The organism is Pseudomonas sp. GW821-FHT04D07, from assembly GCF_059420225.1.
The window spans coordinates 128,999-153,126 of record NZ_JBWKTH010000001.1; the positions used below are offsets into that span (position 1 = coordinate 128,999).

Genomic DNA, 24,128 nt, shown 5'->3' on the forward strand with positions numbered 1-24,128 from the left:
TGCATGGCTATTCACCGCCGTCACTTTCAGGAGTCACCCTTGGACGATTACCAGCAGACGATACGCAGCCTCTCCGATCGCATTGTGCTGGCGCAGACACCGATTCGCGTGCTCGATGCGGTGAAGTGGGACGACAATATCCGCAAGGGGTTTCTCAAGGCCAAGGGCAAGGAAATGCCGGCGGTGGATCGCGACTATTACACCTCGCGGCCGCTGTCGTTCGATTCCAGCGCGGTGAAGCTGGAGTTCCAGAATATCGAGCGCGACATCACCCGGCGGCTCGGCCAGTTCAATCCGGTCGGGCAGATCATGCGCCGTATGTGCCGTGAGTACCGTCAGGTGGTGCGGATGCTTGAAGCCCGTGGCACCGCGGATTTCGGGCTGATTTCCCAGGAACTGTACGGCGCCGCGTCGGATGCCTTCCACGCCGGTGATCCGACCCTGGCGGACCTGGGCTTGATGCTGTCCGATTACCTGAACAATATCGACGTGCGCGGGGACCTCAAGGACGAACCCAAGACCCTCACTGCCAAGGACGCGGTCGAGCTGTTGCAAAGCCGCTTGAACAAGGTGTTCGGCGAGGCCGAGGGCACCATCCGGGTGTTCGAGTCTGACGGTATCGTCGCCGACGCGGCGGCGGGTGCCGATTACATCAAGATCCGTGCCGATGCGATGTTCAACTCGCGGGATGTACGGGCGCTGGAGGTGCATGAAGGTCTGGTGCATGTCGGCACCACCCTCAACGGCTTGAACCAGCCGATCTGCACCTTCCTGTCCAAGGGGCCACCCTCGTCGACCGTGACCCAGGAGGGCCTGGCGATCCTGATGGAGGTGATTGCCTTCGCCTCCTATCCGACCCGCCTGCGCAAGCTGACCAACCGTACCCGGGCCATCGACATGGTGGAGCAGGGCGCGGATTTCCTCCAGGTGTTCGAATTCTTTCGCGAACAGGGTTTCGAGATGGCGGAAAGCTATGGCAACGCCAGTCGGATCTTCCGTGGCTCGACCCCCACGGGCCTGCCGTTTACCAAAGACTTGTCCTACCTCAAGGGCTTCATCATGGTTTACAACTATATTCAGTTGGCCGTGCGCAAGGGCAAGCTCGAACAGGTGCCGTTGCTGTTTTGCGGCAAGACCACGTTGGAGGACATGCGCACGCTGCGCCAACTGGTGGATGAAGGCCTGGTGGTAGCCCCCAAGTACCTGCCGGAACAGTTCCGCGACATGAATGCACTGTCGGCCTGGATGTGTTTCAGCAACTTCCTGAACCACTTGAGCCTGGATCGGATCGAAGCGGATTACTCTAATATCCTCTGACCGCTGACCGCGCCCTGTAGGAGCGAGCTTGCTCGCGATGGACGTCAACGATAACGCGGGGCAACTGCTGCCCCGCGGTGCCTGTGCCGCCATCGCGAGCAAGCGCGCTCCTACAGGGGATGGTGGGGGGCTCTACATATCTAGCGAGGCTTCAAACGGATGAGAATCCTCGGCGTGCTGTGCTTGTTGCTGACCCTGGGCGGTTGCAGTTCCCTGCTGTTCTATCCCGATCCCGGCCTGCCATTCACCCCGGACAAGGCTCACCTCGAATACCGCGATGTCACCCTGACCACCGCCGACGGCTTGCGCCTGCGCGCCTGGTGGCTGCCGGTCAAGGCCGGCGTGGCGGTCAAGGGCACGGTGCTGCATCTACATGGCAACGGCGGCAACCTGTCCGGGCATCTGGGCGGCAGTTGGTGGTTGCCGGAGCAGGGTTACCAGGTGCTGATGCTCGACTATCGCGGTTATGGACTGTCCGAAGGCGAGCCGAGCCTGCCGGCGGTTTACCAGGATATCGATGCCGCGTTCGACTGGCTGCAAAAGGCCCCGGAAGTCCAGGGCAAACCCCTGGTGGTCCTGGGGCAGAGCCTGGGCGGAGCGCTGGTGGTGCATTACCTGGTGGAACGCCATCCCGAGTATCAGTCGCGGCTCAAGGCCCTGGTGCTTGATGGCGCGCCGGCCGGCTACCGGTCGGTGGGGCGTGATGCCCTCGCTTCGTCCTGGTTGACCTGGCTCCTGCAAATCCCGCTGTCCTGGTTGGTGCCCGACGGTGACAGCGCGATCAAGGCCATGCCGCGCCTGACCGGGGTGCCGAAACTGATTTTCCACAGCCTCGACGACCCGATCGTGCCGCTGAGCAATGGCATCCAGCTGTATCAGGCGGCGCCACCGCCACGGGTGCTGCAACTGACCCGTGGCGGTCATGTGCAGACCTTCGGCGACCCGACCTGGCGCCAGGTGATGCTGCGTTATCTCGACGACCCGCAACACTTCAACGGCCTGCGCCGCCTGGGCGAGATCCCGAATTATCCGCCTGTCCCGAATTCGAATAGTGAACCAGAGAGTCCGCAATGACTGAAGAACGTAACGCCATTCCCCTGATCATCACCGGTATCTGCAGCATCCTCGGTACGGTGGCGTGCTTGTGGTACTACGGCTACCTGCATTTCGCCAAGCCGGAGGATGCGCTGCTGTTGAACGAGTTCACCATGCTCAAGACGGTGCCCGGGGAGGATTACAAGCTGTCGCTGGAGCCGGCGGCGCAAACCGCGCAGTGCGTCGATGGCGTGCTGGTGCTGTTCGACACCGAACAGAAGGGCCTGACCGGCGTGCTGGTGAACAGCCAGAAGCAGGCGGTGCGCTGCATGGGGCAGGAAACGCCGAAGTTGGAGCAGTAACCTGCCTTATCTGTAGGAGCGAGCTTGCTCGCGATGGGCGTCAACGATAACGCGATTCTTCAAGGGTATCGCGGTGTCCTTGCGTTTATCGCGAGCAAGCTCGCTCCTACAGTGACCGCATGACCGCATGACCGCATGACCGCAGTGACCGTCGTTGCGCGTCAAGGGGCAAGACGGTATCCATAAGGGACGCGCGCTGCGCTTTAATGTTTCGGTTTGTCCTGGGACGCCAGGTCATGCAGATGACGTCGCGACAACGTCAGGAAACGCGGTGTCGGCCCGACGTCCTCATACAGCGGATCGCCTTCTTCGTCGGTGGCCACCACCTGTGCGCCCTGGATATAGGGGAAACTGGCTTCCAGTTCCTCCAGCGCCGCGCCGATCAGCTCGCCGAGCAGCTCTTCCGGGCGCCGTTTGGGGTACATGTCGATCACCGCCGCCAGTCGCGCCGCAGCTTCCACATCCAGATGAATGGCATAGCCGGTGTCGGTCAACCGACCCTTGGCGTTTTCTTCCCAGTGCTGGGCAAGCTCGCGGATTTTCATATCGACCTCAATTCGCACCCGTTGATGGTGGGTATTGATGAGTGACCGGCCTGTACCGGCGATAAGGCCCTCATGGGACCTATCTATCAGACTAGCTTCAGGTCACGAGGTTCATTGCGGATTTTTGCCGGGCAGCAATTATCCGCTCGACTTGTAAGCATTCGCCGCCGTGGTGCACTCTTGCGCTTGTGAGCCATCTCAGCGTCCCCCGGAGAGTCTGTCGATGTCCGATATTGATGTACGTTTGCGTGAAGACGTCCACCTGTTAGGTGAACTGCTGGGTAATACCATCCGTGCCCAGCACGGTGACGAATTCCTCGACAAGATCGAGCGTATCCGCAAAGGCGCCAAGGCCGACCGCAGCGGTTCGGTCAATGCCGAGCTCAGTGCCAGCCTGGACAGCCTGGGCGACGACGAGCTGCTGCCGGTGGCCCGGGCCTTCAACCAGTTCCTCAACCTGGCCAATATTGCCGAGCAGTATCAGTTGATTCACCGCCGCGACGAGTCGCAGCCAGCGCCCTTCGAGTCGCGGGTGCTGCCGGAGTTGCTGGCGCGGCTGCTCGCCGAAGGCCATGGCGCCGAATCCCTGGCGCGGCAATTGGGCCGCCTGGAGATCGAACTGGTGCTCACCGCGCATCCCACCGAAGTGGCGCGGCGGACCCTGATCCAGAAATACGATGCGATTGCCGCGCAATTGGCGCAGCAGGATCACCGTGATCTCACCGGCGCCGAGCGCGAGCAGATCCACCAGCGCTTGCAGCGTCTGATCGCCGAAGCCTGGCACACCGAGGAAATCCGCCGTACCCGACCGACGCCGGTAGACGAGGCCAAATGGGGCTTCGCGGTGATCGAGCATTCCCTCTGGCAAGCCATCCCCAATTACCTGCGCCGTGCCGACCAGGCGCTGTTTGCCGCCACTGGCCTGCACCTGCCCCTGGAAGGCGCGCCGATTCGTTTCGCCTCCTGGATGGGCGGCGACCGCGACGGCAACCCGAATGTCACGGCCAAGGTCACCCGTGAGGTCCTGTTGCTGGCCCGCTGGATGGCGGCGGACCTCTATCTGCGCGATATCGATCAGTTGGCCGCCGAGTTGTCGATGCAACAGGCCAGCGCGGCCTTGTGCGCCCGCGCTGGCGAGAGCGCTGAACCTTACCGCGCCGTGCTCAAGCAATTGCGTGAGCGGCTGCGGGCCACCCGCAACTGGGCCCAGGCCTCCCTCGCCACGACGCAACCGGCGTCGGACGAGGTGCTGCAGCACAACCGTGAACTGCTGGAGCCGCTGCAACTGTGCTACCAGTCCCTGCACGACTGCGGCATGGGCGTGATTGCCGATGGCCCGCTGCTCGATTGCCTGCGCCGGGCGGTGACTTTCGGTCTGTTCCTGGTGCGCCTGGATGTGCGCCAGGACGCCTCCCGTCACGCCGCCGCGATGACCGAGATCACCGACTACCTGGGCCTGGGGCGTTACGAAGACTGGAAGGAAGAAGACCGCCTGACGTTCCTGATGCGCGAGCTGGCCAATCGTCGCCCGCTGCTGCCGGCCTATTTCAAGCCTTCCGCGGACACCGCCGAAGTGCTGGCAACCTGCCGGGAAATCGCCGCGGCGCCGGCGGCGTCCCTCGGTTCCTATGTGATCTCCATGGCCGCTGCCGCCTCCGATGTGCTGGCGGTGCAGTTGCTTCTCAAGGAGTCCGGGGTGCTGCGGCCGATGCGTGTGGTGCCATTGTTCGAAACCTTGGCTGACCTGGACAACGCCGGGCCGGTGATGGCGCGACTGTTGTTGCTGCCCGGTTATCGCGCCCGCCTGCAAGGTCCGCAGGAGGTGATGATCGGCTACTCCGATTCGGCCAAGGACGCCGGCACCACGGCGGCGGCCTGGGCGCAGTATCGGGCCCAGGAACGCCTGGTGGAGATCTGCCGCGAGCAGCAGGTCGAACTGCTGCTGTTCCATGGTCGCGGTGGCACCGTCGGCCGTGGCGGCGGTCCGGCCCACGCGGCCATCCTGTCGCAGCCGCCGGGTTCGGTGGCGGGGCGTTTCCGCACCACCGAGCAGGGCGAAATGATTCGCTTCAAGTTCGGCCTGCCGGATATTGCCGAGCAGAACCTCAACCTCTACCTGGCCGCCGTACTCGAAGCCACCTTGCTGCCGCCACCGCCGCCGCAGCCGGCCTGGCGCACGTTAATGGACGAACTGGCCGCGGACGGCGTCAATGCGTACCGCGCCGAGGTGCGGGATAATCCGCAGTTCGTCGAGTACTTCCGTCAGTCGACCCCGGAACAGGAACTCGGGCGCCTGCCGCTGGGCAGCCGTCCGGCCAAGCGCCGCGCCGGCGGTATCGAAAGCCTGCGGGCGATCCCGTGGATTTTCGGCTGGACCCAGACGCGCTTGATGCTGCCGGCCTGGCTTGGCTGGGAAGCCGCGTTGCGCAAGGCCCTGGCCCGGGGTGAAGGCGAGCTGTTGGCGCAGATGCGTGAGCAATGGCCGTTCTTCCGCACCCGTATCGACATGCTGGAAATGGTCCTGGCCAAGGCCGACAGCGATATCGCCCGCTCCTATGACGAGCGCTTGGTGGATGCCGAATTGCGGCCATTGGGGGTGCACTTACGCGACCTATTGTCGCAGGCGTGCGCGGTGGTTCTGGGTTTGACCGGCCAGTCGCAACTGCTTGCCCACAGCCCCGAGACCCTGGAATTCATTCGCCTGCGCAACACCTATCTGGATCCGCTGCATCGCTTGCAGGCTGAGTTGCTGGCCCGTTCGCGGCGCCAGGAAACCACCCAGGACAGCCCTCTGGAACAGGCTTTGCTGGTGTCTGTGGCGGGAATTGCCGCCGGACTGCGCAATACTGGCTAAGGTGTGTAGGAAGCGTCTCTGTGTACAGCAAGGCAAAAGCGACTGCCCAGTCAGGGGCGGTCGTTTTTGTGTGGCGACACTTTATTGTCGGGGGGCGACCCGGCGTAGCAGGTTTCAGCGCTTGTGCAGGCATGAGTGACTGCGACTTTCGGCGGCTTGTGTGGGTACGGTCGGCTGTGTATCTTGATCAGCCTTTGGCCGTTTTGCGGCCATGACCCTATTTTTGAGATTGGCCCCACGAGGCGAATCCGAGCGTTTCTAAATAAAAAATTGAGGAGCACATCGATGCGCGTCATTCTGCTGGGAGCTCCCGGGGCCGGTAAAGGTACTCAGGCTAAGTTCATCACCGAAAAATTCGGCATCCCGCAAATCTCCACTGGCGACATGCTGCGCGCCGCGGTCAAGGCCGGCACCGAGCTGGGCCTCAAGGCCAAGGGCATCATGGACGCCGGCGGTCTGGTCTCCGACGACCTGATCATCGCACTGGTCAAGGACCGTATCGCCCAGGCCGATTGCGCCAAGGGTTTCCTGTTCGACGGTTTCCCGCGGACCATTCCCCAGGCTGAAGCCCTGGTGGACGCCGGCGTCGAGCTGGACTACGTGGTCGAGATCGCCGTCGATGACGAAGAAATCGTCCAGCGCATTGCCGGCCGTCGTGTGCACGAGGCTTCCGGGCGCGTCTACCACACCGTCTACAATCCGCCGAAAGTCGAAGGCAAGGACGATCTGACCGGGGATGACCTGGTCCAGCGCAAGGACGACACCGAAGAAACCGTGCGTCATCGCCTGTCGGTCTACCATTCCCAGACCAAGCCGCTGGTGGATTTCTACCAGAAGCTCTCGGCCGCCCAGGGCAAACCGAAGTACAGCCATATCGCCGGTGTCGGTTCGGTGGAATCGATCACCAGCAAGGTGCTTGAAGCCTTGAGCTGATCGTTGTAGTTGCCGCGTCTACAACAGCCCGCTTGCGGGCTGTTGTTGTTTATACTGTTGCACTTTTTTCCTTTCGACCTGACGGATACATCGATGAGCACCTTGCTGGCCCTGGACACCGCGACTGAAGCCTGCTCCGTCGCCTTGCTGCACGACGGCAAGGTGACGAGCCACTACGAGGTGATTCCGCGCCTGCACGCGCAAAAGCTCTTGCCGATGATCCAGCAGTTGCTGGCGGACGCCGGTATCAGCCTGTCGGCCGTGGAGGCGATTGCCTTCGGCCGTGGTCCAGGGGCCTTTACCGGGGTGCGGATTGCCATTGGTGTGGTTCAGGGGCTGGCGTTTGCCCTGGAGCGTCCGGTGTTGCCGGTGTCGAACCTGGCGGTCCTCGCGCAACGGGCCTTTCGTGAGCGCGGTGTGCGTCAGGTGGCCGCGGCCATCGATGCGCGGATGGACGAGGTGTATTGGGGCTGCTACCGCGAGGAAGCGGGGGAGATGCGCCTGGCCGGGGTTGAGGCCGTGCTGGCACCGCAACTGGCGGCGTTGCCGGACGACGCCACGGGCGAGTGGTTTGGTGCGGGCACGGGCTGGGGTTATGGCGAACGGATCCAGGTTGCGTTGAGCGGTCAGGATGCCAGCCTGCTGCCTCACGCCGAAGACCTGTTGAGCCTGGCGCGCTTTGCCTGGGCGCGCGGCGAGGCGATCCCGGCCGACGATGCCCAGCCCGTCTACTTGCGCGATAAAGTGGCAACGCCCAAGGCGCGTTGAGCCCGCAAGGCTGCATACGGTCCTTGTAGGAAGTCTGGCTTGCCAGCGATGACGGCCGAAAGGGCAATACAAGGCTTACTGGCCTCATCGCCGGCAAGCCGGCTCCCACAAGGTTGGGCGGCAACTGATAAAATTCAGGCTAAACTGAACGTTAACTCGATCAGCCGAAAAAACGCCTGAATCAGTCAAAAATGTGCCGTTCATCATGTTTTTCCCACCCAGGCGTCAGGGTGTGAAAACCTTTTCCAGGTTCTGTGGTCCAGTTATCACTCGGGCAATAGCTAAGTGCGGTGCGTGCTGCTAAATTGCCATCATCGACACCGAGCATGCCCCAATGCGTATAGACGGCGTTTCCTCACAGTCCTACCCCATCAAGCGCAAGCCGCGCAAAGGCAGCGTCGTGCTCGACGACGATGCCGATGTCTCGAATGGTGATAGCGATGAGGACCTCTCCGAGGTCGCCGCCCGCGCCGAAGCGGCCGGTAGTCGTCTGGCCAATCTGCCGGCCCGCCCGCAGGACATGATCTTCCATCGCGCCATGAGCAAAAGCGTCGCCAATGCCCTGGCCAGCTACCTGACCACCGCCGGTTTCGTCGAGTGGGACATGGAAGTGTTGGGGCTCGACCTGCATATCTGATTTAATCGGGTCGATGACTGATCCTGTCCTGCTCCCTTACTACCTCGGTTGCCCCTCCTGGAGCGAAAACGCCTGGCGCGAGTCTCTGTACCCGCCCACCGCGCGCGCCAGCGACTTTCTCGATCTCTACGCCCAGCTGTTCAATGCCGTCGAAGGCAACACCACCTTCTACGCACGGCCCGCGCCCGCCACGGTAGAACGCTGGGCGCAGCTTATGCCCGAACACTTTCGCTTCACCGCCAAGTTTCCCCGGGATATCAGCCACGGCGGTGACCTGCGCGAGCAGGTCCAGGCCGCTGAAGACTTCCTGCAACTGCTCAAGCCGCTGGGCCCGCGGGTGGCGCCACTGTGGCTGCAATTGCCGGCCAGTTTTGCGCCGCAGCGCCTGGCCGAGCTGGCCGGGTTTATCGACGCATTGGAGCGCCCGTTGGCGATTGAAGTCCGTCATCGCGACTTCTTCGCCAAGGGCGACGCGGAGCGGATGCTCAATCGCATGCTGCTGGACCGGGGTGTCGAACGGATCTGCCTCGATCCGCGGGCACTGTTCAGTTGCACCTCCACTGAAGCCTCGGTGCTCCACGCCCAGTCGAAAAAGCCCAAGGTGCCACCACGGCCGGCGGCGTTCACGCTGTTCCCGCAAGTGCGTTTTATCGGTCACCCGGAACTGCAGGCGAATGAGCCTTTCCTGACCCCCTGGGTCGAAAAGGTCGCCGGCTGGATCGAGGAGGGACGCACGCCCTATGTGTTTCTGCATACCTCTGACAACCGTCTCGCACCGGCGCTGGCGCAACGGTTCCATGCCCGGCTGATGGCGCGAATGCCTGGCTTGCCGGCGCTGCCTGAGCTATACAGAGGACCCGCCACGGAGCAACTTGGTTTGCTCTGATGGCACTCCACTCTCTTCGCCAGGAGTCGACCCATGGATGCGCAAACCCTTAGAGCCCAAGCCTTCAAGGCCCTGCACGAACGTGCGGGGGCCTTCGTGATTCCCAATCCCTGGGATGCCGGCTCGGCGAAAATGCTCGCCGCGCTGGGCTTCGAGGCGCTGGCCACCACCAGCGCGGGCCTGGCGTTTTCCCTTGGACGTCCGGATGCGGAGGGGGCCAACTCGCTGAGCGATACGCTGGAAAACGCGCGCAGCATTGTCCTGGCCACGGCGCTGCCGGTGGCGGCGGATCTGGAAAATGGCTTCGGCCACAGCTCCGTCGGTTGCGCCGAGGCGATTCTGCGCGCGGCTGACGCCGGATTGGTCGGCGGCTCGATCGAAGACGCCAGCGGCCATGCCGAAGACCCTATCTATGCATTCAACCATGCAGTCGAGCGGGTCGAAGCCGCGGTTGCCTCAGCCCGCAGCCTGGCGTTCCCGTTCATGCTCACGGCGCGGGCGGAGAATCTGCTGCATGGCCGCCTGGATCTGGCGGATACGATTCGCCGATTGCAGGCGTTCGCCGAGGCCGGTGCCGACGTGTTGTATGCACCGGGCCTGCGCACACGTGAGGATATCCAGGCGGTGGTCAAGGCCGTGGCGCCCAAGCCGGTGAATGTGTTGATGTCGGGTGGGGTGTCGCTGTCGGTAGCCGAGTTGAGCGAGTTGGGGGTCAAGCGCATCAGCGTCGGTTCGGCGCTGGCCCGGGCGGCGTACGGCGCGTTCTATCGGGCGGCCGAGGAGATTCGTGGGCAGGGGACGTTTGGCGCGCTGGATCAGGCGATACCTTTTGCGCGGATCAATCAGATGTTCAAGGGCTAGGTAGACACATTCTTGCAGGCGCTGGCGACTCAGGCCGCCAGGCGCAGATTCTGTGCCACCAGCGGACGGGCCCAGTGCAGGTCGTAATCCATGGCTTTCTGCTGCTTGGCCAGGGTTTCTTCGTCGAATGGCACGTGGGGTTGCAGCAGGTCCAGTTCGAATTCGGCAATCGGCAGGTGCAGCGGACGCGGTTGCGGTGCTGGGCCGGGCACGGGCAGTGGCTGACCGGCGGTAAGAACGATAGGACGGACCCAACCGCTTTCGAAATCCTGCTGCTTCTGCTGGGCGACGATTTCTTCCGGCGGATAGGGCACGGGACGCTTCAGCAGGTCCAGATCGAATTCGGCAATCGGCAGGAACAGCGGCTCCGGTGGACGCACCGGTGTGTCCTGCACATCACACTGGCGCTGGTCGACGATCTGCGCGAGCAGCTCGGCGCCGGCGGTGGGTTCCACCGGGCCATCGACTGGCAGCTGTGCCTGGACATTCTTGCCATCCGGCGTATCCCCCACCTGTTCGGCCAGCGCCCGGGCAAAAAAATCTTGCCACAGGTGACTGACACCGCTCAGTGCCTGGGAATTGCGCAGGCCATAATCGCCGGTGGGCGACAGATAACCTATGGATGTATTGCGAATGTCTGACATGGCTCTCGAGTGGCGCTCAGGTCTGGCAAAATGCTGGATAATGTTTTTATCGGCAGCTTTTGCCGATCATTAAATTTTTGAGCGTGTTTTTCATGAGTGAGCAGCAAGCGCCGGTGCGTATCAGAGTCGAGGCCCTGGCCGAAGGGTTGCAATCCCGGGCCGAAGAGTGGGCCGAGCGCCTCGGTTTGCCGTTGCAGGAGCCCGAAGCGGAGTTCGCTCTGCAGCTGTCCGAGCAGGGCTTGCAATTGCAACAACTGGGCCCCGAGGCGCCCGGGCCGGTCCGCGTGGACTTTGTCGAAGGCGGCGCGGCACATCGACGTCTGTACGGCGGCGGCAGCGGGCAGATGATCGCCAAGGCGGTCGGGATTCAGCCAGGCGTGCGTCCGCGGGTGCTGGATGCCACGGCGGGCCTGGGCAAGGATGCGTTCGTGCTGGCCAGCCTGGGCTGCGAGATGAGCCTGATCGAGCGCCAGCCGTTGATTGGCGCCTTGCTCGAAGACGGTCTGTCCCGCGGGCTGGAGGATTTCGAGGTGGCGCCGATTGTCTCGCGCATGCGCCTGCTCAAGGGCAACTCGATCGAGGTGATGCGCAATTGGGAGGGTGAGGCGCCGCAGGTGATCTATCTGGATCCGATGTTTCCCCACCGCGAGAAAACCGCCCTGGTGAAGAAGGAAATGCGCCTGTTCCGGCCGTTGGTGGGCGATGACCCGGACGCGCCGGCCTTGCTCGAGGCGGCACTGGCTCTGGCGACCCATCGGGTGGTGGTCAAGCGCCCACGCAAGGCACCGTGCATCGACGGGCCGAAACCGAGCCATGGCCTGGACGGCAAGTCGAGTCGCTACGATATCTATCCGAAGAAAGCCCTGAAACCGTGAAAGCCTGCTTGGCGTGACGGCTTGGGCGGTCTTGAGGGCCTCATCGCGAGCAAGCTTGCTCCTACAAGTTTTGCGTCGTGCATAGACTTTGCTTACGACACAAATCTTGTAGGAGCAAGCTTGCTCGCGATAGCGGTTTGACAGGCACCCGAGTGCTCAAGGCCGGTAGGCGCGCATGAACAACCCCACCACTTCGCGCACATGCGCCTCGCCCTCGATTTCGCTCAACGGCTCGCCGCAGCCGTAGAGCAGGCGGAAGTTCCCCGCACCCTTGAGCAGGCAGAAAAAATGCTCGGCGGCGTTATGCGGCTTGTCGATCACCAGGGCGCCGCTCTGGTGAATCTGGCTGAGCAGTTGCTCCATCTCCGTGAGCATGCGTTGGGGCCCGGCCTCGAAGAAGATCTGCGAGAGCTTCGGGTCCTGGCTACCCAGGGCCATGATCAGCCGATGCAGGTTCACCGACTCGTCACTGTTGATCAGGTGATGAAAGCCCCGGGCGATGTTCAGCAATACGCTTTCCACCGGTACGCCTTGGGGCAGCACGAAGAACAACTCGGGCAGCTGTTCTGTGCATTTGGCCACCACGGCAGCGGAGAACAGCGTCTCCTTGTCGTTGAAATGGCTATACACCGTCAGCTTTGAAACACCTGCTGCTGCAGCGACTGCGTCCATGCTGGTGCTGGCGTATCCATGACTCAGGAACAGATCTTTCGCCGCGTTCAGAATGGCCTGGCGTTTTGCCAGGTCCTTGGGGCGGCCGGGACCGCTGGGCACTGAAAGATTGTCGGACATTTTTTTACTTAATACTGGACTGGTCGGTTTGGTATTAATACCATACTGATCAGTATAAATATTCTGAGCACCACTAGCGAAAGGTCCTACACCATGTTCCGCTATGTCATGCCCCTTGCGTTGCCCGTCAGTCTAGCCCTTTTCCTAGTCGGTTGTGGTCATGAAGAGCCGGCCCAGGTCAGCGTGCGTCCCGCGATGGTGGTGCAGCCACAGCCTTCGGCCCAGGCCATGGACAGTTATCCCGGCGAAGTGCGCGCGCGTTTCGAGCCTGATCTGGCCTTCCGCATCGGTGGCAAGGTGAGCAAGCGATTGGTGGAGGAGGGCGAGCGGGTCAAGGCCAACCAGCCCCTGGCGGAGCTCGACCCACAGGACGTGCGCCTGCAACTGGAAGCGACCCGCGCCCAGGTCGCGGCCGCCGAGGCCAACCTCAACCTGGTGCGCTCCGAGCGTGATCGCTACAAGACCTTGCTCGACCGGCAGATGGTCAGCCGCTCACAGTACGACAATGCGGAGAACCTCTACCGTTCCGGTGAGGCGCGCCTCAAGCAGATCAAGGCCGAGTTCGACGTGTCCAGCAACCAGGCTGGGTATGCTGTGTTGCGCGCGCCCCAGGACGGTGTGGTTGCCAAGCGCCTGGTGGAAGTCGGCCAGGTGGTTGCCGCCGGCCAGACGGTCTTCACCCTGGCCGCCGATGGCGAACGTGAAGTGCTGATCAGTTTCCCGGAGCAGGCCTTTGGACGATTCAAGATCGGCCAGGATGTCTCGGTGGAGCTTTGGTCGCAGCCGGATCAACGCTTCAACGGGCGGATCCGCGAGTTGTCACCGGCCGCCGATCCCAAGTCGCGGACCTTCGCCGCGCGGATTGCCTTCAGTGCCGGCAAGGTTCCGGCCGAGCTGGGCCAGAGCGCCCGGGTGTTTATCCAGGCCGCCGGCGTGGTGCCGTTGTCGGTGCCGCTGTCGGCGCTGACCGCGGAAAACGGTGCGACCTATGTCTGGCGAGTTCAGGCCGACAATACCCTCAAGCTGACCCCGGTGCGGGTCGGCGCCTTTGGCGAAAAGACCGTGCCGGTGTTCGAAGGCCTGACGGCCAGCGACTGGGTGGTGGCGGCCGGCGTGCATGTGCTCCATGACGGCGAGCTGGTTCGCCCGGTGGATCGCTCCAACCGCGTGGTCAATCTGGCGGCCAAGGAGTAGTCCTCGATGGGTTTCAATCTTTCCGAATGGGCGTTGCGTAATCGCCAGATCGTGCTGTTCCTGATGATCCTGCTGGCGGTAGTCGGCGCGTTGTCCTACACCAAGCTGGGGCAGAGCGAAGACCCGCCGTTCACCTTCAAGGCCATGGTCATCAAGACCAACTGGCCGGGGGCCACGGCCCAGGAAGTTTCGCGGCAGGTCACTGAACGCATCGAAAAGAAGCTGATGGAGACCGGCGAGTACGAGCGGATTGTGTCCTTTTCCCGGCCGGGCGAATCCCAGGTGACGTTCATGGCCAGGGATTCGATGCACTCTTCACAGATTCCCGACCTCTGGTACCAGGTCCGGAAGAAAATCGGCGATATCCGCCAGACCTTGCCGCCGGACATCCAGGGGCCATTCTTCAACGATGAGTTCGGCACCACCTTCGGCAATATCTACGCCCTGACCGGCGAAGGTTTCGATTATGCGGTGCTCAAGGACTACGCCGACCGTGTCCAGATCCAGTTGCAGCGGGTCAAGGACGTGGGCAAGGTCGACCTGCTCGGTTTGCAGGACGAAAAGGTCTGGATCGAGCTGTCCAACGTCAAGCTGGCCACCCTCGGCCTGCCGCTGACCGCCGTGCAACAAGCCCTGCAAGAGCAGAATGCGGTGTCCACCGCCGGCTTCTTCGAGACCCCGACCGAGCGCGTGCAATTGCGGGTCAGCGGTAACTTCAAAACGGTCGACGAGATCAGGAGCTTCCCGATTCGCGTGGGCGATCGCACCTTCCGGATCAGCGATGTCGCCGATGTCCATCGCGGCTTCAACGATCCCCCGGCACCGCGCATGCGTTTCATGGGGGAAGACGCGATCGGCCTGGCGGTGGCGATGAATGACGGCGGCGATATCCTGGTGCTGGGCAAGGCCCTGGAGACCGAGTTCGCGCGTATCCAGAAAAGCCTGCCGGCGGGGATGAAACTGAGCAAGGTCTCCGACCAGCCCGCCGCGGTGAAGAGCGGCGTCGGCGAGTTCGTCCAGGTGCTGGTGGAGGCCCTGGTCATCGTGCTGCTGGTGAGTTTCTTCTCCCTCGGCGTGCGCACCGGGATGGTGGTGGCCCTGGCGATTCCGCTGGTGCTGGCGATGACCTTTGCCGCCATGTATTACCTGGGCATCGGCCTGCACAAGATTTCCCTCGGTGCACTGGTACTGGCCCTCGGCTTGCTGGTGGACGATGCGATCATCGCCGTGGAGATGATGGCGATCAAGATGGAGCAGGGCTTCGACCGCCTCAAGGCGGCGAGCTTTGCCTGGACCAGCACCGCATTCCCGATGCTCACCGGTACCCTGATCACCGCCGCCGGCTTCTTGCCGATTGCTACCGCGCAGTCGGGCACGGGCGAGTACACCCGTTCGATTTTCCAGGTGGTGACCCTGGCGCTGCTGGCGTCATGGATCGCGGCGGTGGTGTTCGTACCTTATCTGGGGGAAAAACTGCTGCCGGATTTGGCCAGGATCCATGCCGCCAAACACGGCGGCGAGCAACCGGACCCTTATGGCACGCCGTTTTACCAGCGGGTCAGACGCACGGTGGAGTGGTGCGTGCGTCGGCGTAAAACCGTGATTGTGCTGACTATCGCGCTGTTTATCGGCTCGGTGTTGCTGTTCCGCTTTGTGCCGCAACAATTCTTCCCGGCCTCCGGGCGACTGGAGCTGATGGTCGATCTGAAGCTGGCCGAAGGTGCGTCCCTGAACAACACCACCGAACAGGTTTCGCGGCTGGAGGCCCTGCTCAAGGATCACCCCGGTATTGATAACTATGTGGCCTATGTCGGCACTGGTTCGCCGCGTTTCTACCTGCCGCTGGACCAGCAATTGCCGGCCACCAGCTTTGCCCAGTTCGTCGTGCTGGCCAAGAGCATCGAGGAGCGGGAAGCACTGCGTACCTGGCTGATCAAGGTGCTCGATGAGCAGTTCGCCGATATACGGGCCCGGGTGACACGTCTGGAGAACGGGCCGCCGGTGGGCTATCCGGTACAGTTCCGGGTGACCGGCGAGCATATCGAGGTGGTCCGTGCCCTGGCGCGCAAGGTCGCGGCCAAGGTCAGTGAGAACCCGCATGTGACCAACGTGCATCTGGACTGGGAAGAGCCGAGCAAGGTGGTCTACCTGAACGTCGATCAGGACCGTGCCCGGGCGTTGGGGGTCAGCACCGCGAACTTGTCGCGCTTCCTGCAGTTGTCGCTGACCGGTTCGACCGTCAGCCAGTACCGCGAGGACAACGAGTTGATCGAAATCCTGATGCGCGGCACTGTCCAGGAACGCAACCAGTTGTCGGCACTGCCGAGCCTGGCGATACCGACGGACAACGGCACCAGTGTGGCGCTGTCGCAGATCGCGACCTTGGAGTACGGTTTCGAGGAAGGCATTATCTGGCACCGCAACCGCTTGCCGAACGTGACGATCCGCGCCGATATCTACGGCCAGGAGCAGCCGCTGAGCCTGGTCAAGCAGATCATGCCGACCCTGGACCCGATTCGCGCCGAGTTGCCGGATGGCTACCTGCTGGACGTCGGCGGCACCGTGGAGGATTCGGAGCGCGGCCAGGCTTCGGTGAATGCCGGCGTGCCGCTGTTTATCGTGGTGGTGCTGACCTTGTTGATGCTGCAACTGCGCAGCTTCTCGCGGGTGGCGCTGGTGTTCCTCACCGCGCCGTTGGGCCTGATCGGGGTGACCTTGTTCCTGCTGGTGTTCCACCAGCCGTTCGGGTTTGTCGCGATGCTCGGGACTATCGCCTTGTCGGGGATGATCATGCGCAACTCGGTGATCCTGGTCGACCAGATCGAGCAGGATATCCGGGCGGGCATGTCGCAATGGCAGGCGATCATCGAGGCGACCGTGCGGCGTTTCCGACCCATCGTGCTGACCGCCCTGGCGGCGGTGCTGGCGATGATTCCGTTGTCACGCAGCGTATTCTACGGGCCGATGGCGGTGGCGATCATGGGGGGCCTGATCGTGGCGACGGCCTTGACCCTGCTGTTCCTGCCGGCGTTGTATGCGGGGTGGTTCAGGGTGAAGAAGACGGTCCATCAAGAGCAGCCGCTCGGAGCCGGCCTAGTAAGCGCCCCGGACCTGTAGGAGCCAGCTTGCTGGCGATGAGGCCAGTAAGCCTTGCATCGCCTGATCGGCCGTTATCGCCAGCAAGCTGGCTCCTACAGGGGAATTGTAGGGCGCCAGCAAGCCGGCGCGCCACAGGTGACATCACAGCGCGCCAAACACCTTCTTCGCCAGGCTGGTAGCCGCCGCCGCCGGGTTGGCGCGGATGTCTTCTTCCTTCTGGGCGATCATCTTGAACAGGCCGTCCAGGGCCTTTTCCGTTACGTAGCTTTCAACGTTGGCACTCTTGGCGTCGAGTACGCCGAGGGTCGCCGCCTGCCCGGCGAACGAGTTGTACTGCTTGGCCAGGCCCACCTGGTCGGTGGCCTGCTTGACGATCGGCAGGAACTTGGCGCGGATCTGTTCGCGGCTGGTCTTGTCCAGGTACTGGGTCGCCGAATCCTTGCCACCGGTGAGGATGCCCTTGGCATCGGTCACGGTCATCTTCTTCACCGCATCCACCAGCAGCGCCTGGGCCTGTGGCATGGCGGCTTCCGCGGCCTTGTTCATGCTGGCTTCCAACTGGTCAACCTGGGCGCCCATGCCGAACTGCTTCATCTTGCTGGCGACCTTGCCGAGGTTGCCCGGCAGTTCGATCTTCACGGCCGGGTTGTTGCTGAAACCACCCGGTTTGCCGAGGTTGGTCACGGCGGCGACGGCGCCCTGGGCCAGGGCATCCTTGAGGCCGCCGGACGCTTCGCCCTGGGTAAGACTGCCGAGGGACAAGGCCAGGGCGTTGACGGAAATCAGCAGGCCCGCGCAGAAGCCGGCCAGACGAAGGGAGGGACGGAGCATGGAAGCTTCCTTGTTGGGGTCAGTGGGGAAATCCGTGGCGCCAGAAGAAACCTGGCGCCAGCCAGTAAGAATCTAACGAATTTATCGACAAACGTCAGTTTTTGAAAGGCGCCGCATGCGACTCAGGCACTGAGGATCAGGCTTTGCGGTTTCTCTTTCAGTAGCACGACGGTGCGCGGAATGGGCTTCATGGTGAACTTGCGCCGACTGCCGAAGGTGCCCTGGGTCTCGTAGGTCTGGCCCGGCTTGACCTTGTTCACGTCGTAGCGCAGGTAGCGTGGGATGGAGCCCTTGAAGAAGGTGATTTCCTCGCTGAGCACATGCACTGGAATACCCGGTTCGGTCTGGGCGACCAGCCTCAGGGTGGCCAGGGTATTGTCCTGCGTGCCGATCATCGGCACCAGCGCCGCGCTGAGGTACAGGTACCCCGGTGGGCTCAGGTGAAAGGTTTCTTCCTGGTTGTCCCGACGCCAGCGGAAGCTGTACTTGATGTCCGGCAGCAGGGAGGTGCCGGCGACACTCAGGTCGATGTCGATCTCGACCTTGCAGTTACGCTTGAGATCCGCCGGCAGTTCGAAGGTGAAGCGCCAGGGCGACTGGTCGGGAAGTTGCGCGCTGGTCCAGGTCCCCAGCAGGGTGTCGCTGCAGCGGTTGCGCAAGGTGATACGGGTTTCGGCCTTGGCCGGGATCCTGTAGTCCGGTGGGAAGTGGAACACAGCGGTCACGACGTTTTTTGCGGTCATCTCGATGTCCTTATCGAACGCGTCAAAGGCAACGCAAGATTGAGTCTACACGGGCCTTTGCGCTTGAAAACCGGCCGAGAAGCATCCTTGCTGCTTTACCGAATAGCCTGACAAGGGTGGTTCGCCTTATCCCACCTCTGGAGCCGAATTGGGGCTTTGTTCGGCGGCATCTTCGCTGCGATGCACGGCCACTTGACGGATCGACAGGCGAATTTCCGCCGGCAGTACCCGTTTGGCGGCGCCCTCGGCCAACTCGCCGAGCAGTTCGTGATAACCCAGTTTGCCGGCGGCGTCGCGGCGCAGCACATCGAGGTCGAGCAGGGTCTGGATAAAGTGGCGGAACAGGCTCTTGTCGAAAAACTCCGGGGCGTTCAGGCCATGCAGAATCGACAGGCGCTGGGCCATGACCGTGCACAGGTCTTCCAGCTCCTCGGCGCTGATGCTGTGCTGGCCGCTGTTGAGCAGTAGCGAGATGGCCATGTAGAAACGTTGCAGGGTCTGGGCGATGCTCCGCGACAGCAGGGTCAAGAGTACGAAGTGCCGCGAGCTCGGCGCCGGGCGCAGGTAGACGTCGTTCTCCAGGCGCAACAGGCCCTGTTCGACAAAGGCTTGCAGCCATTGGTCGATCACCGCGTCGAGTTCCTCCAATGACCAGCGGATAAACAGTTCCGCCTGCAGGTAGGGATAGAGCGCGCGGCTGTAGCGCAGGATCTGCTCGCGGCTCATGCGCGTGGCGCTCTGGAAGAAGCTCGCCAGCAATGAAGGCAGGGCGAAGATATGCAGCACGTTGTTGCGGTAATAGGTCATCAGGACGGCGTTCTGCTCGTCCAGGTAGAGGATCTTGCCCAGGGCGTCGCTTTGCTCGGCCAGCAGGTCCATGTCCTTGACGTGCTGGATCAGCGCGCGACCATCGCCTTCCGGCAGGGTGGTGTGCGGCGAGTAAGGCACGCGGCGCAACAGCGCCAGGTAAAGGTCGAGCACCCGGGCCATGGCGCGGTCGTCGAGGGCCAGGCGCGTGGTCGAGAGCAACGCCAGGGCCACCAGGTTCACCGGGTTGATCGCCGCCGCTTCGTTCAGGTGCCGGGCCACACGCTCGCCGAGACGGTTGGTGGTTTCGTTGAGCCAGGCCGGGCGGAATTGCGGGCCCAGTTCCTGGGCACGCCAGTCCGGTTGTTCCTGGTCGAGGAACTCGGCCAGCTTGATCGGCTCGCCGAAGTTGACCGCGACCTGGCCGAAGCGCTGCTTGAGTGCGCCGATGACCTTGAAAATGTCGAAGATCGATTCTTTCTTCTTGCTCGCGCCGCGCAGTTCGCCCAGGTAGGTGCGACCCTCCAGCACGCGCTCGTAGCCGATATACACCGGGATGAAGACGATCGGCATGCGCGAGGAACGCAGGAAGCTGCGCAGGGTGATGGCCAGCATGCCGGTCTTCGGCCGCAGCATGCGCCCGGTGCGCGAGCGGCCGCCCTCAACGAAGTACTCCACCGGGAAGCCCTTGGTGAACAGGGTGTGCAGGTATTCGTTGAACACCGCGGTGTAGAGCGGGTTGCCCTTGAAGGTGCGGCGCATGAAGAACGCCCCGCCGCGCCGTAGCAGGCTGCCGATCACCGGCATGTTGAGGTTGATCCCGGCGGCGATGTGCGGTGGGGTCAGGCCGTTGCGAAACAGCAGGTAGGACAGCAGCAGGTAATCGATATGGCTGCGGTGGCAGGGCACGTAGATGACTTCATGGCCCTGGGCCACGGCCTGCACGCCCTCGATATGGTTGACCTTGATGCCGTCGTAGATCTTGTTCCAGAACCAGCTCAGCACCACTTCGAGGAAGCGGATCGCGGTATAGGTGTAGTCCGAGGCGATCTCGTTGCCGTAGCGCAGGGCCTGGGCCTGGGCTTTGTCCACGGAGATGTTCTCGCGCTGGGCTTCTTCGAGGATGGCCTGGCGCACCATCGGTTCGTTGACCAGGCCCTTGACCAGGTTGCGCCGGTGCGAGATGTCCGGGCCGATCACCGCGGCCTTGAGGTTGCGCAGGTGCACCCGCAGGATCCGCTGGGCCATGCGCACGGTGCGTTCATGGCCCTTGTTGTGTTCGATCAGGCCGCGCAGGTGGATCGGCGCGGAGAACTGCACGCGGGTCTTGCGCCCGAGAATCAGGATGCTCAGCAGGCGGCGCAGGCGCCCGGTGACCGCCCAGCTGTCGGCGAACAGCAGTTTCCAGGGGCTCGACTCACTGTCCGGCGACTGCCCCCAGAACACGCTGACCGGGATGATCAGCGCATCTTCGGCGGGGTTCTCGCTCAAGGCGCTGACCAGACGGGTCAGGGTCGGTGGCGCGCCGCGCTTGTCCTGGCGGCCGAGCCAGTCAGGCTCGGGGGTCAGGTAGAAGAACGCCGCCGGTTCCAGCAGCGAGCCGACGGACACCGGCAGTACCGGACGCGGCAGGCCGGCCTTGGTGCATTCGCGGTCGACCACGGCGAGGTCGGTCAGCGACGGCGATTGCAGGACGTAGAACACCGGCCGGCTGCGGTCGAGGTCGAGGGTCAGCGACGACTGGTTGATCGTCTCCGAGCGCACCCACAGGTACAAGAGGCGGCGCAAGGTACCAAACACGAGGCGGCGGAACGGGGAACGGGTCATACGGCTTCTGCAGGCTAGTGGATTGAACCGAGCGTTTGCTCGGTATGGCTAGTGTGCCGTATTCGTCAAAGATCGGCAAAAACGCGGCGAACTAATATTGATTGAGAGTTTTTTGACCTGTCTTATACTCGGTCGTTCGCCGTGGACGGTAGGATTTATCCGCGCAGCATGATGTTCTGGCGACGCAGCAGGCAGGGCCCGTCGAGCCGGGCCTCTCCCCACAATAACAAGACGGAGTACGGATTCATGGCAACTCGCGAGACAGGCAATGTGAAGTGGTTCAACGATGCCAAGGGCTACGGCTTTATTCAGCGCGAAGACGGGGCGGATGTGTTTGTGCACTACCGCGCGATTCGTGGCGAAGGTCACCGCTCCCTGGCGGAAGGGCAGCAGGTGGAATACGCGGTGGTGGAAGGCCAGAAAGGCCTGCAGGCCGAGGATGTGGTGGGGCTGTAAGACCAGTCTTCAATCGACGCCGACCGTGGATTGGCCGTTACGGTCAACGCGGTCATTGTGGGAGCCGGCTTGCCGGCGATGAGGCCAGTGAGTCTTGCATTGATCTTGCGGACGCCATCGCTGGCAAGCCAGCTCCTACAGGTTCGGTGTTTCACCGCAGAATACCGCCAAGCCCCGGGTTTGCCTGCCAGTGCTATGCCGTACGCCAGGTGATTTCTTCTTCGCCATCGGCGCTGATGCGGATCCAGCGATCGGCCGTCTCCTCGCCTTCTTCCTCGACCCAACTGCCCGGGGCGCAACGCACTTCCACGTTCAGCGCGGCAAAGGCGGCGCGGGCGCAGGCGATGTCGTCGTCCCACGGCGTCTGGTCGCTTTCCAGGTACAGGCTGTTCCATTTGCCCACGGCCTTGGGCAGCCAGGTCACCGGCACATTGCCGGCCTGGCACTTCCAGGTCTGGCCTTTCTGGACCCAGTCGCTGCAAGGGCCCAGCGCGGCGCCGAGCCAGGCGGCAACGGCCTTGTGATCGACGTCGTCGTCCTTGAGGTAAATCTCGATATCGGGCTGGCGCATGGAAATCCTCGCTGCGGTTGTTCGAAAAATCCATTCGCGGATTTTGTCGGCCTTGAACCGGTGTCCAAGGCCATGAAGAGTGGGGTTATTGCAAAACGAAGTAATCGTAGCGCATCGACACGCTGACCTCGAACGGCTCCGGCTGTTCGATGACCTGTGCCCGGCGCTCGGCGCTGGCCCGCCAGCCGTGAGGGGTCATGGCCAGCAGGTTCGCGCGGTCCTGGGCGCTGGCCAGGCTCAGCTTGAACTCCAGCACTTCGCTGTGTTGCAGCGCCATGCCCGCCGGCACCAGGGCCAGGTGCTTGTCGTCGGTGTACTCGCGCACTTCATCGTACAGACGCTCGCGCAGTTCCATCAGATGGCCGCTGGTCGGTCCGACTTTCATCAGGCCGCCACCGGGGCTCAGCAGGCGTTTGGCTTCCTGCCAGTCCAGCGGGCTGAACACGCTGGCGATGAACTGGCAGCTGGCGTCGGCCAATGGCACCCGCGCCATGCTGGCGATCAACCAGGTCAGTTGCGGGTTGCGCCGACAGGCGCGCTTGACCGCCTCGCGGGAGATATCCAGCGCATAGCCGTCAGCCGTGGGCATGGCCTCGGCCAACTGCGCCGTGTAGTAGCCCTCGCCGCAGCCGATATCGACCCAGCGTCCCGGCGCGCGTTCGGCGGCCAGCTCCGCCAGGCGGCGGGCCACCGGCGCGTAGTGGCCGGCGTTGAGGAAATCCCGTCGGGCTTCGACCATGGCCAGGTTGTCGCCCGGGTCGCGGCTGTTCTTGTGCTGCACTGGCAACAGGTTCAGGTAACCCTGGCGTGCCCGGTCGAAACGATGTCCGAGCGGGCACGCCACGCCGTTGTCGACCGCGCCCAGGGGCGCGCTGCAGAGAGGGCAGGTGAGCATCAGGCAAGCAACTTGATCAGGGTCTGGTAGTAGATTTCGGTCAGCACGTCGAGGTCGCTGGCCAGGACCCGCTCGTTGACCTGGTGGATGGTCGCGTTGACCGGGCCCAGCTCGACCACCTGGGTGCCGAGGGTGGCGATAAAGCGCCCGTCGGAGGTGCCGCCACTGGTGGAGGCCTGGGTCTCGCGTCCGGTGATGCTCTTGATGCTCGCCGACACCGCATCGAGCAGCGCGCCCGGCTCGGTCAGGAACGGCAGGCCGGACAGCGCCCATTCCACATGCCAGTCCAGGCCGTGCTTGTCGAGGATCGCCGCGACCCGCTGTTGCAGGCCTTCGACCGTGGACTCGGTGGAGAAACGGAAGTTGAACAGCGCCACCAGTTCGCCAGCGATCACGTTGGTCGCGCCGGTCCCCGAGTTGAGGTTGGAAATCTGGAAGCTGGTGGGCGGGAAGAAGGCGTTGCCGTCGTCCCAGTGCTCGGCGGCCAGTTCGGCCAGGGCCGGGGCGGCCAGGTGGATCGGGTTCTTCGCCAGGTGTGGGTAGGCCACATGGCCTTGTACGCCACGCACGGTGAGCCGGGCGCCGAGGGAACCGCGACGGCCGTTTTTCACCACGTCACCGACCAGGGTGGTGCTCGACGGTTCGCCGACGATGCACCAGTCCAGGCGCTCTTTACGCGCGGCCAGGCGCTCGACCACGGCCTTGGTGCCGTGGTGGGCCGGGCCTTCTTCGTCGCTGGTGATCAGGAAGGCGACCGAACCGCGATGATCCGGGTAGTCGGCGACAAAACGCTCGGCGGCCACCAGCATCGCTGCCAGGCTGCCTTTCATGTCGGCCGCGCCGCGCCCACAGAGCATGCCGTGCCCGTCGATCAAGGCATCGAACGGATCGTTCTGCCAGGCCTGCACGGGACCGGTGGGGACCACGTCGGTGTGACCGGCGAAACACAGCACCGGGCCTTCATGCCGGCCATGGCTGGCCCAGAAGTTATCGACGTCTTCGATACGCATCGGCTCGAGCTTGAAACCGGCGTCGCCCAGGCGCTGCATCATCAGTTTCTGGCAGTCGGCATCGACCGGGGTCACGGAAGGGCGGCGGATCAGCTCGCAAGCGAGTTGCAAGGTCGGCGAAAGGTCGGCGTGGGCCGTCATGGGAAAGCTCCGGTGCTTTTTTTGTAGGAGCCAGCTTGCTGGCGA

22 protein-coding genes are annotated in these 24,128 nt (G+C 63.1%); 13 read left to right on the forward strand and 9 right to left on the reverse strand.

Going from position 1 to position 24,128, the window contains the following annotated elements:
* Positions 1-3: 3 nt before the first annotated feature.
* The 3 genes from AC07T0_RS00555 to AC07T0_RS00565 all read left to right on the forward strand — a co-directional run bounded on the left by AC07T0_RS00555 (position 4) and on the right by AC07T0_RS00565 (position 2,714).
* On the forward strand, positions 4-1,317 hold the full coding sequence (locus AC07T0_RS00555; protein WP_494999370.1) for a flavohemoglobin expression-modulating QEGLA motif protein: 1,314 nt from the start codon (positions 4-6) through the stop codon (positions 1,315-1,317).
* Positions 1,318-1,476: 159 nt separating this feature from the next.
* The gene (locus tag AC07T0_RS00560; RefSeq protein WP_494999371.1) at positions 1,477-2,391 is read left to right on the forward strand and encodes an alpha/beta hydrolase; all 915 of its coding nucleotides are present in this window, start codon (positions 1,477-1,479) and stop codon (positions 2,389-2,391) included.
* Positions 2,388-2,714, forward strand: a complete 327-nt coding sequence (locus tag AC07T0_RS00565) for a PA3694 family proteiin (RefSeq protein ID WP_494999372.1) — start codon at positions 2,388-2,390, stop codon at positions 2,712-2,714. The genes AC07T0_RS00560 and AC07T0_RS00565 overlap by 4 nt, the downstream gene beginning before the upstream one ends.
* A 203-nt stretch (positions 2,715-2,917) precedes the next feature.
* Here the strand turns inward: AC07T0_RS00565 and AC07T0_RS00570 are convergent, their stop codons facing one another.
* Entirely contained in the window at positions 2,918-3,259 is a 342-nt protein-coding gene (locus tag AC07T0_RS00570) for a pilin assembly protein (protein ID WP_494999373.1), read from the reverse strand.
* Positions 3,260-3,482: 223 nt separating this feature from the next.
* On the opposite strand from AC07T0_RS00570, the gene ppc reads away from it, so the two are divergent.
* From ppc to AC07T0_RS00600, 6 genes are all read left to right on the forward strand, one after another.
* On the forward strand, positions 3,483-6,113 hold the full coding sequence (ppc, locus tag AC07T0_RS00575) for a phosphoenolpyruvate carboxylase (protein ID WP_494999374.1): 2,631 nt from the start codon (positions 3,483-3,485) through the stop codon (positions 6,111-6,113).
* Between the two features lie 285 nt (positions 6,114-6,398).
* Positions 6,399-7,046 (forward strand): adenylate kinase, encoded by a 648-nt coding sequence (gene adk / locus AC07T0_RS00580; protein ID WP_100942394.1) that lies wholly within the window; start codon positions 6,399-6,401, stop codon positions 7,044-7,046.
* 93 nt (positions 7,047-7,139) lie between these two features.
* Positions 7,140-7,814 (forward strand): tRNA (adenosine(37)-N6)-threonylcarbamoyltransferase complex dimerization subunit type 1 TsaB, encoded by a 675-nt coding sequence (tsaB, locus tag AC07T0_RS00585; protein WP_494999375.1) that lies wholly within the window; start codon positions 7,140-7,142, stop codon positions 7,812-7,814.
* 334 nt (positions 7,815-8,148) lie between these two features.
* A complete protein-coding gene (locus tag AC07T0_RS00590; RefSeq protein WP_494999376.1) occupies positions 8,149-8,451 on the forward strand; it encodes a hypothetical protein in 303 nt (100 codons plus the stop codon).
* Between the two features lie 13 nt (positions 8,452-8,464).
* The gene (locus AC07T0_RS00595) at positions 8,465-9,337 is read left to right on the forward strand and encodes a DUF72 domain-containing protein (RefSeq protein WP_494999377.1); all 873 of its coding nucleotides are present in this window, start codon (positions 8,465-8,467) and stop codon (positions 9,335-9,337) included.
* Positions 9,338-9,370: 33 nt separating this feature from the next.
* Positions 9,371-10,198, forward strand: coding sequence for an isocitrate lyase/PEP mutase family protein (locus AC07T0_RS00600; protein WP_494999378.1), 828 nt, complete (start codon positions 9,371-9,373; stop codon positions 10,196-10,198).
* Positions 10,199-10,227: 29 nt separating this feature from the next.
* Here AC07T0_RS00600 and AC07T0_RS00605 read toward each other — a convergent pair whose 3' ends face one another.
* Positions 10,228-10,842, reverse strand: a complete 615-nt coding sequence (locus AC07T0_RS00605) for an energy transducer TonB (protein ID WP_494999379.1) — start codon at positions 10,840-10,842, stop codon at positions 10,228-10,230.
* A gap of 92 nt (positions 10,843-10,934) precedes the next feature.
* On the opposite strand from AC07T0_RS00605, the gene AC07T0_RS00610 reads away from it, so the two are divergent.
* A complete protein-coding gene (locus AC07T0_RS00610; RefSeq protein ID WP_494999380.1) occupies positions 10,935-11,717 on the forward strand; it encodes a class I SAM-dependent methyltransferase in 783 nt (260 codons plus the stop codon).
* 156 nt (positions 11,718-11,873) lie between these two features.
* Here the strand turns inward: AC07T0_RS00610 and AC07T0_RS00615 are convergent, their stop codons facing one another.
* Complete coding sequence (locus AC07T0_RS00615; protein WP_494999381.1) at positions 11,874-12,509, reverse strand: TetR/AcrR family transcriptional regulator; 636 nt, start codon at positions 12,507-12,509, stop codon at positions 11,874-11,876.
* Between the two features lie 93 nt (positions 12,510-12,602).
* Between AC07T0_RS00615 and AC07T0_RS00620 the strand changes: the two genes are divergently transcribed.
* Both AC07T0_RS00620 and AC07T0_RS00625 read left to right on the forward strand, forming a co-directional pair.
* Positions 12,603-13,703, forward strand: a complete 1,101-nt coding sequence (locus tag AC07T0_RS00620; protein WP_494999382.1) for an efflux RND transporter periplasmic adaptor subunit — start codon at positions 12,603-12,605, stop codon at positions 13,701-13,703.
* Positions 13,704-13,709: 6 nt separating this feature from the next.
* Positions 13,710-16,820, forward strand: coding sequence for an efflux RND transporter permease subunit (locus AC07T0_RS00625; protein ID WP_494999383.1), 3,111 nt, complete (start codon positions 13,710-13,712; stop codon positions 16,818-16,820).
* 123 nt (positions 16,821-16,943) lie between these two features.
* On the opposite strand, the gene AC07T0_RS00630 is transcribed toward AC07T0_RS00625, so the two are convergent.
* The 3 genes from AC07T0_RS00630 to plsB form a co-directional block, all read right to left on the reverse strand.
* The gene (locus AC07T0_RS00630; protein ID WP_494999384.1) at positions 16,944-17,633 is read right to left on the reverse strand and encodes a DUF4197 domain-containing protein; all 690 of its coding nucleotides are present in this window, start codon (positions 17,631-17,633) and stop codon (positions 16,944-16,946) included.
* A gap of 122 nt (positions 17,634-17,755) precedes the next feature.
* Positions 17,756-18,376, reverse strand: coding sequence for a hypothetical protein (locus AC07T0_RS00635; RefSeq protein WP_121137127.1), 621 nt, complete (start codon positions 18,374-18,376; stop codon positions 17,756-17,758).
* 126 nt (positions 18,377-18,502) lie between these two features.
* On the reverse strand, positions 18,503-21,010 hold the full coding sequence (plsB, locus tag AC07T0_RS00640; RefSeq protein ID WP_494999385.1) for a glycerol-3-phosphate 1-O-acyltransferase PlsB: 2,508 nt from the start codon (positions 21,008-21,010) through the stop codon (positions 18,503-18,505).
* Between the two features lie 246 nt (positions 21,011-21,256).
* Here plsB and AC07T0_RS00645 point away from each other — a divergent pair, with 246 nt between their 5' ends.
* Positions 21,257-21,466, forward strand: coding sequence for a cold shock domain-containing protein (locus AC07T0_RS00645; protein ID WP_017127105.1), 210 nt, complete (start codon positions 21,257-21,259; stop codon positions 21,464-21,466).
* Positions 21,467-21,659: 193 nt separating this feature from the next.
* Here the strand turns inward: AC07T0_RS00645 and AC07T0_RS00650 are convergent, their stop codons facing one another.
* The 3 genes from AC07T0_RS00650 to dapE form a co-directional block, all read right to left on the reverse strand.
* Entirely contained in the window at positions 21,660-22,037 is a 378-nt protein-coding gene (locus AC07T0_RS00650) for a hypothetical protein (protein ID WP_494999386.1), read from the reverse strand.
* An 85-nt stretch (positions 22,038-22,122) separates the two neighbouring features.
* Positions 22,123-22,932: a putative RNA methyltransferase gene (locus tag AC07T0_RS00655; protein WP_494999387.1), complete on the reverse strand. Its 810-nt coding sequence runs from the start codon at positions 22,930-22,932 to the stop codon at positions 22,123-22,125.
* Entirely contained in the window at positions 22,932-24,083 is a 1,152-nt protein-coding gene (gene dapE / locus AC07T0_RS00660) for a succinyl-diaminopimelate desuccinylase (RefSeq protein WP_494999388.1), read from the reverse strand. The genes AC07T0_RS00655 and dapE overlap by 1 nt, the downstream gene beginning before the upstream one ends.
* Positions 24,084-24,128 lie beyond the last annotated feature (45 nt).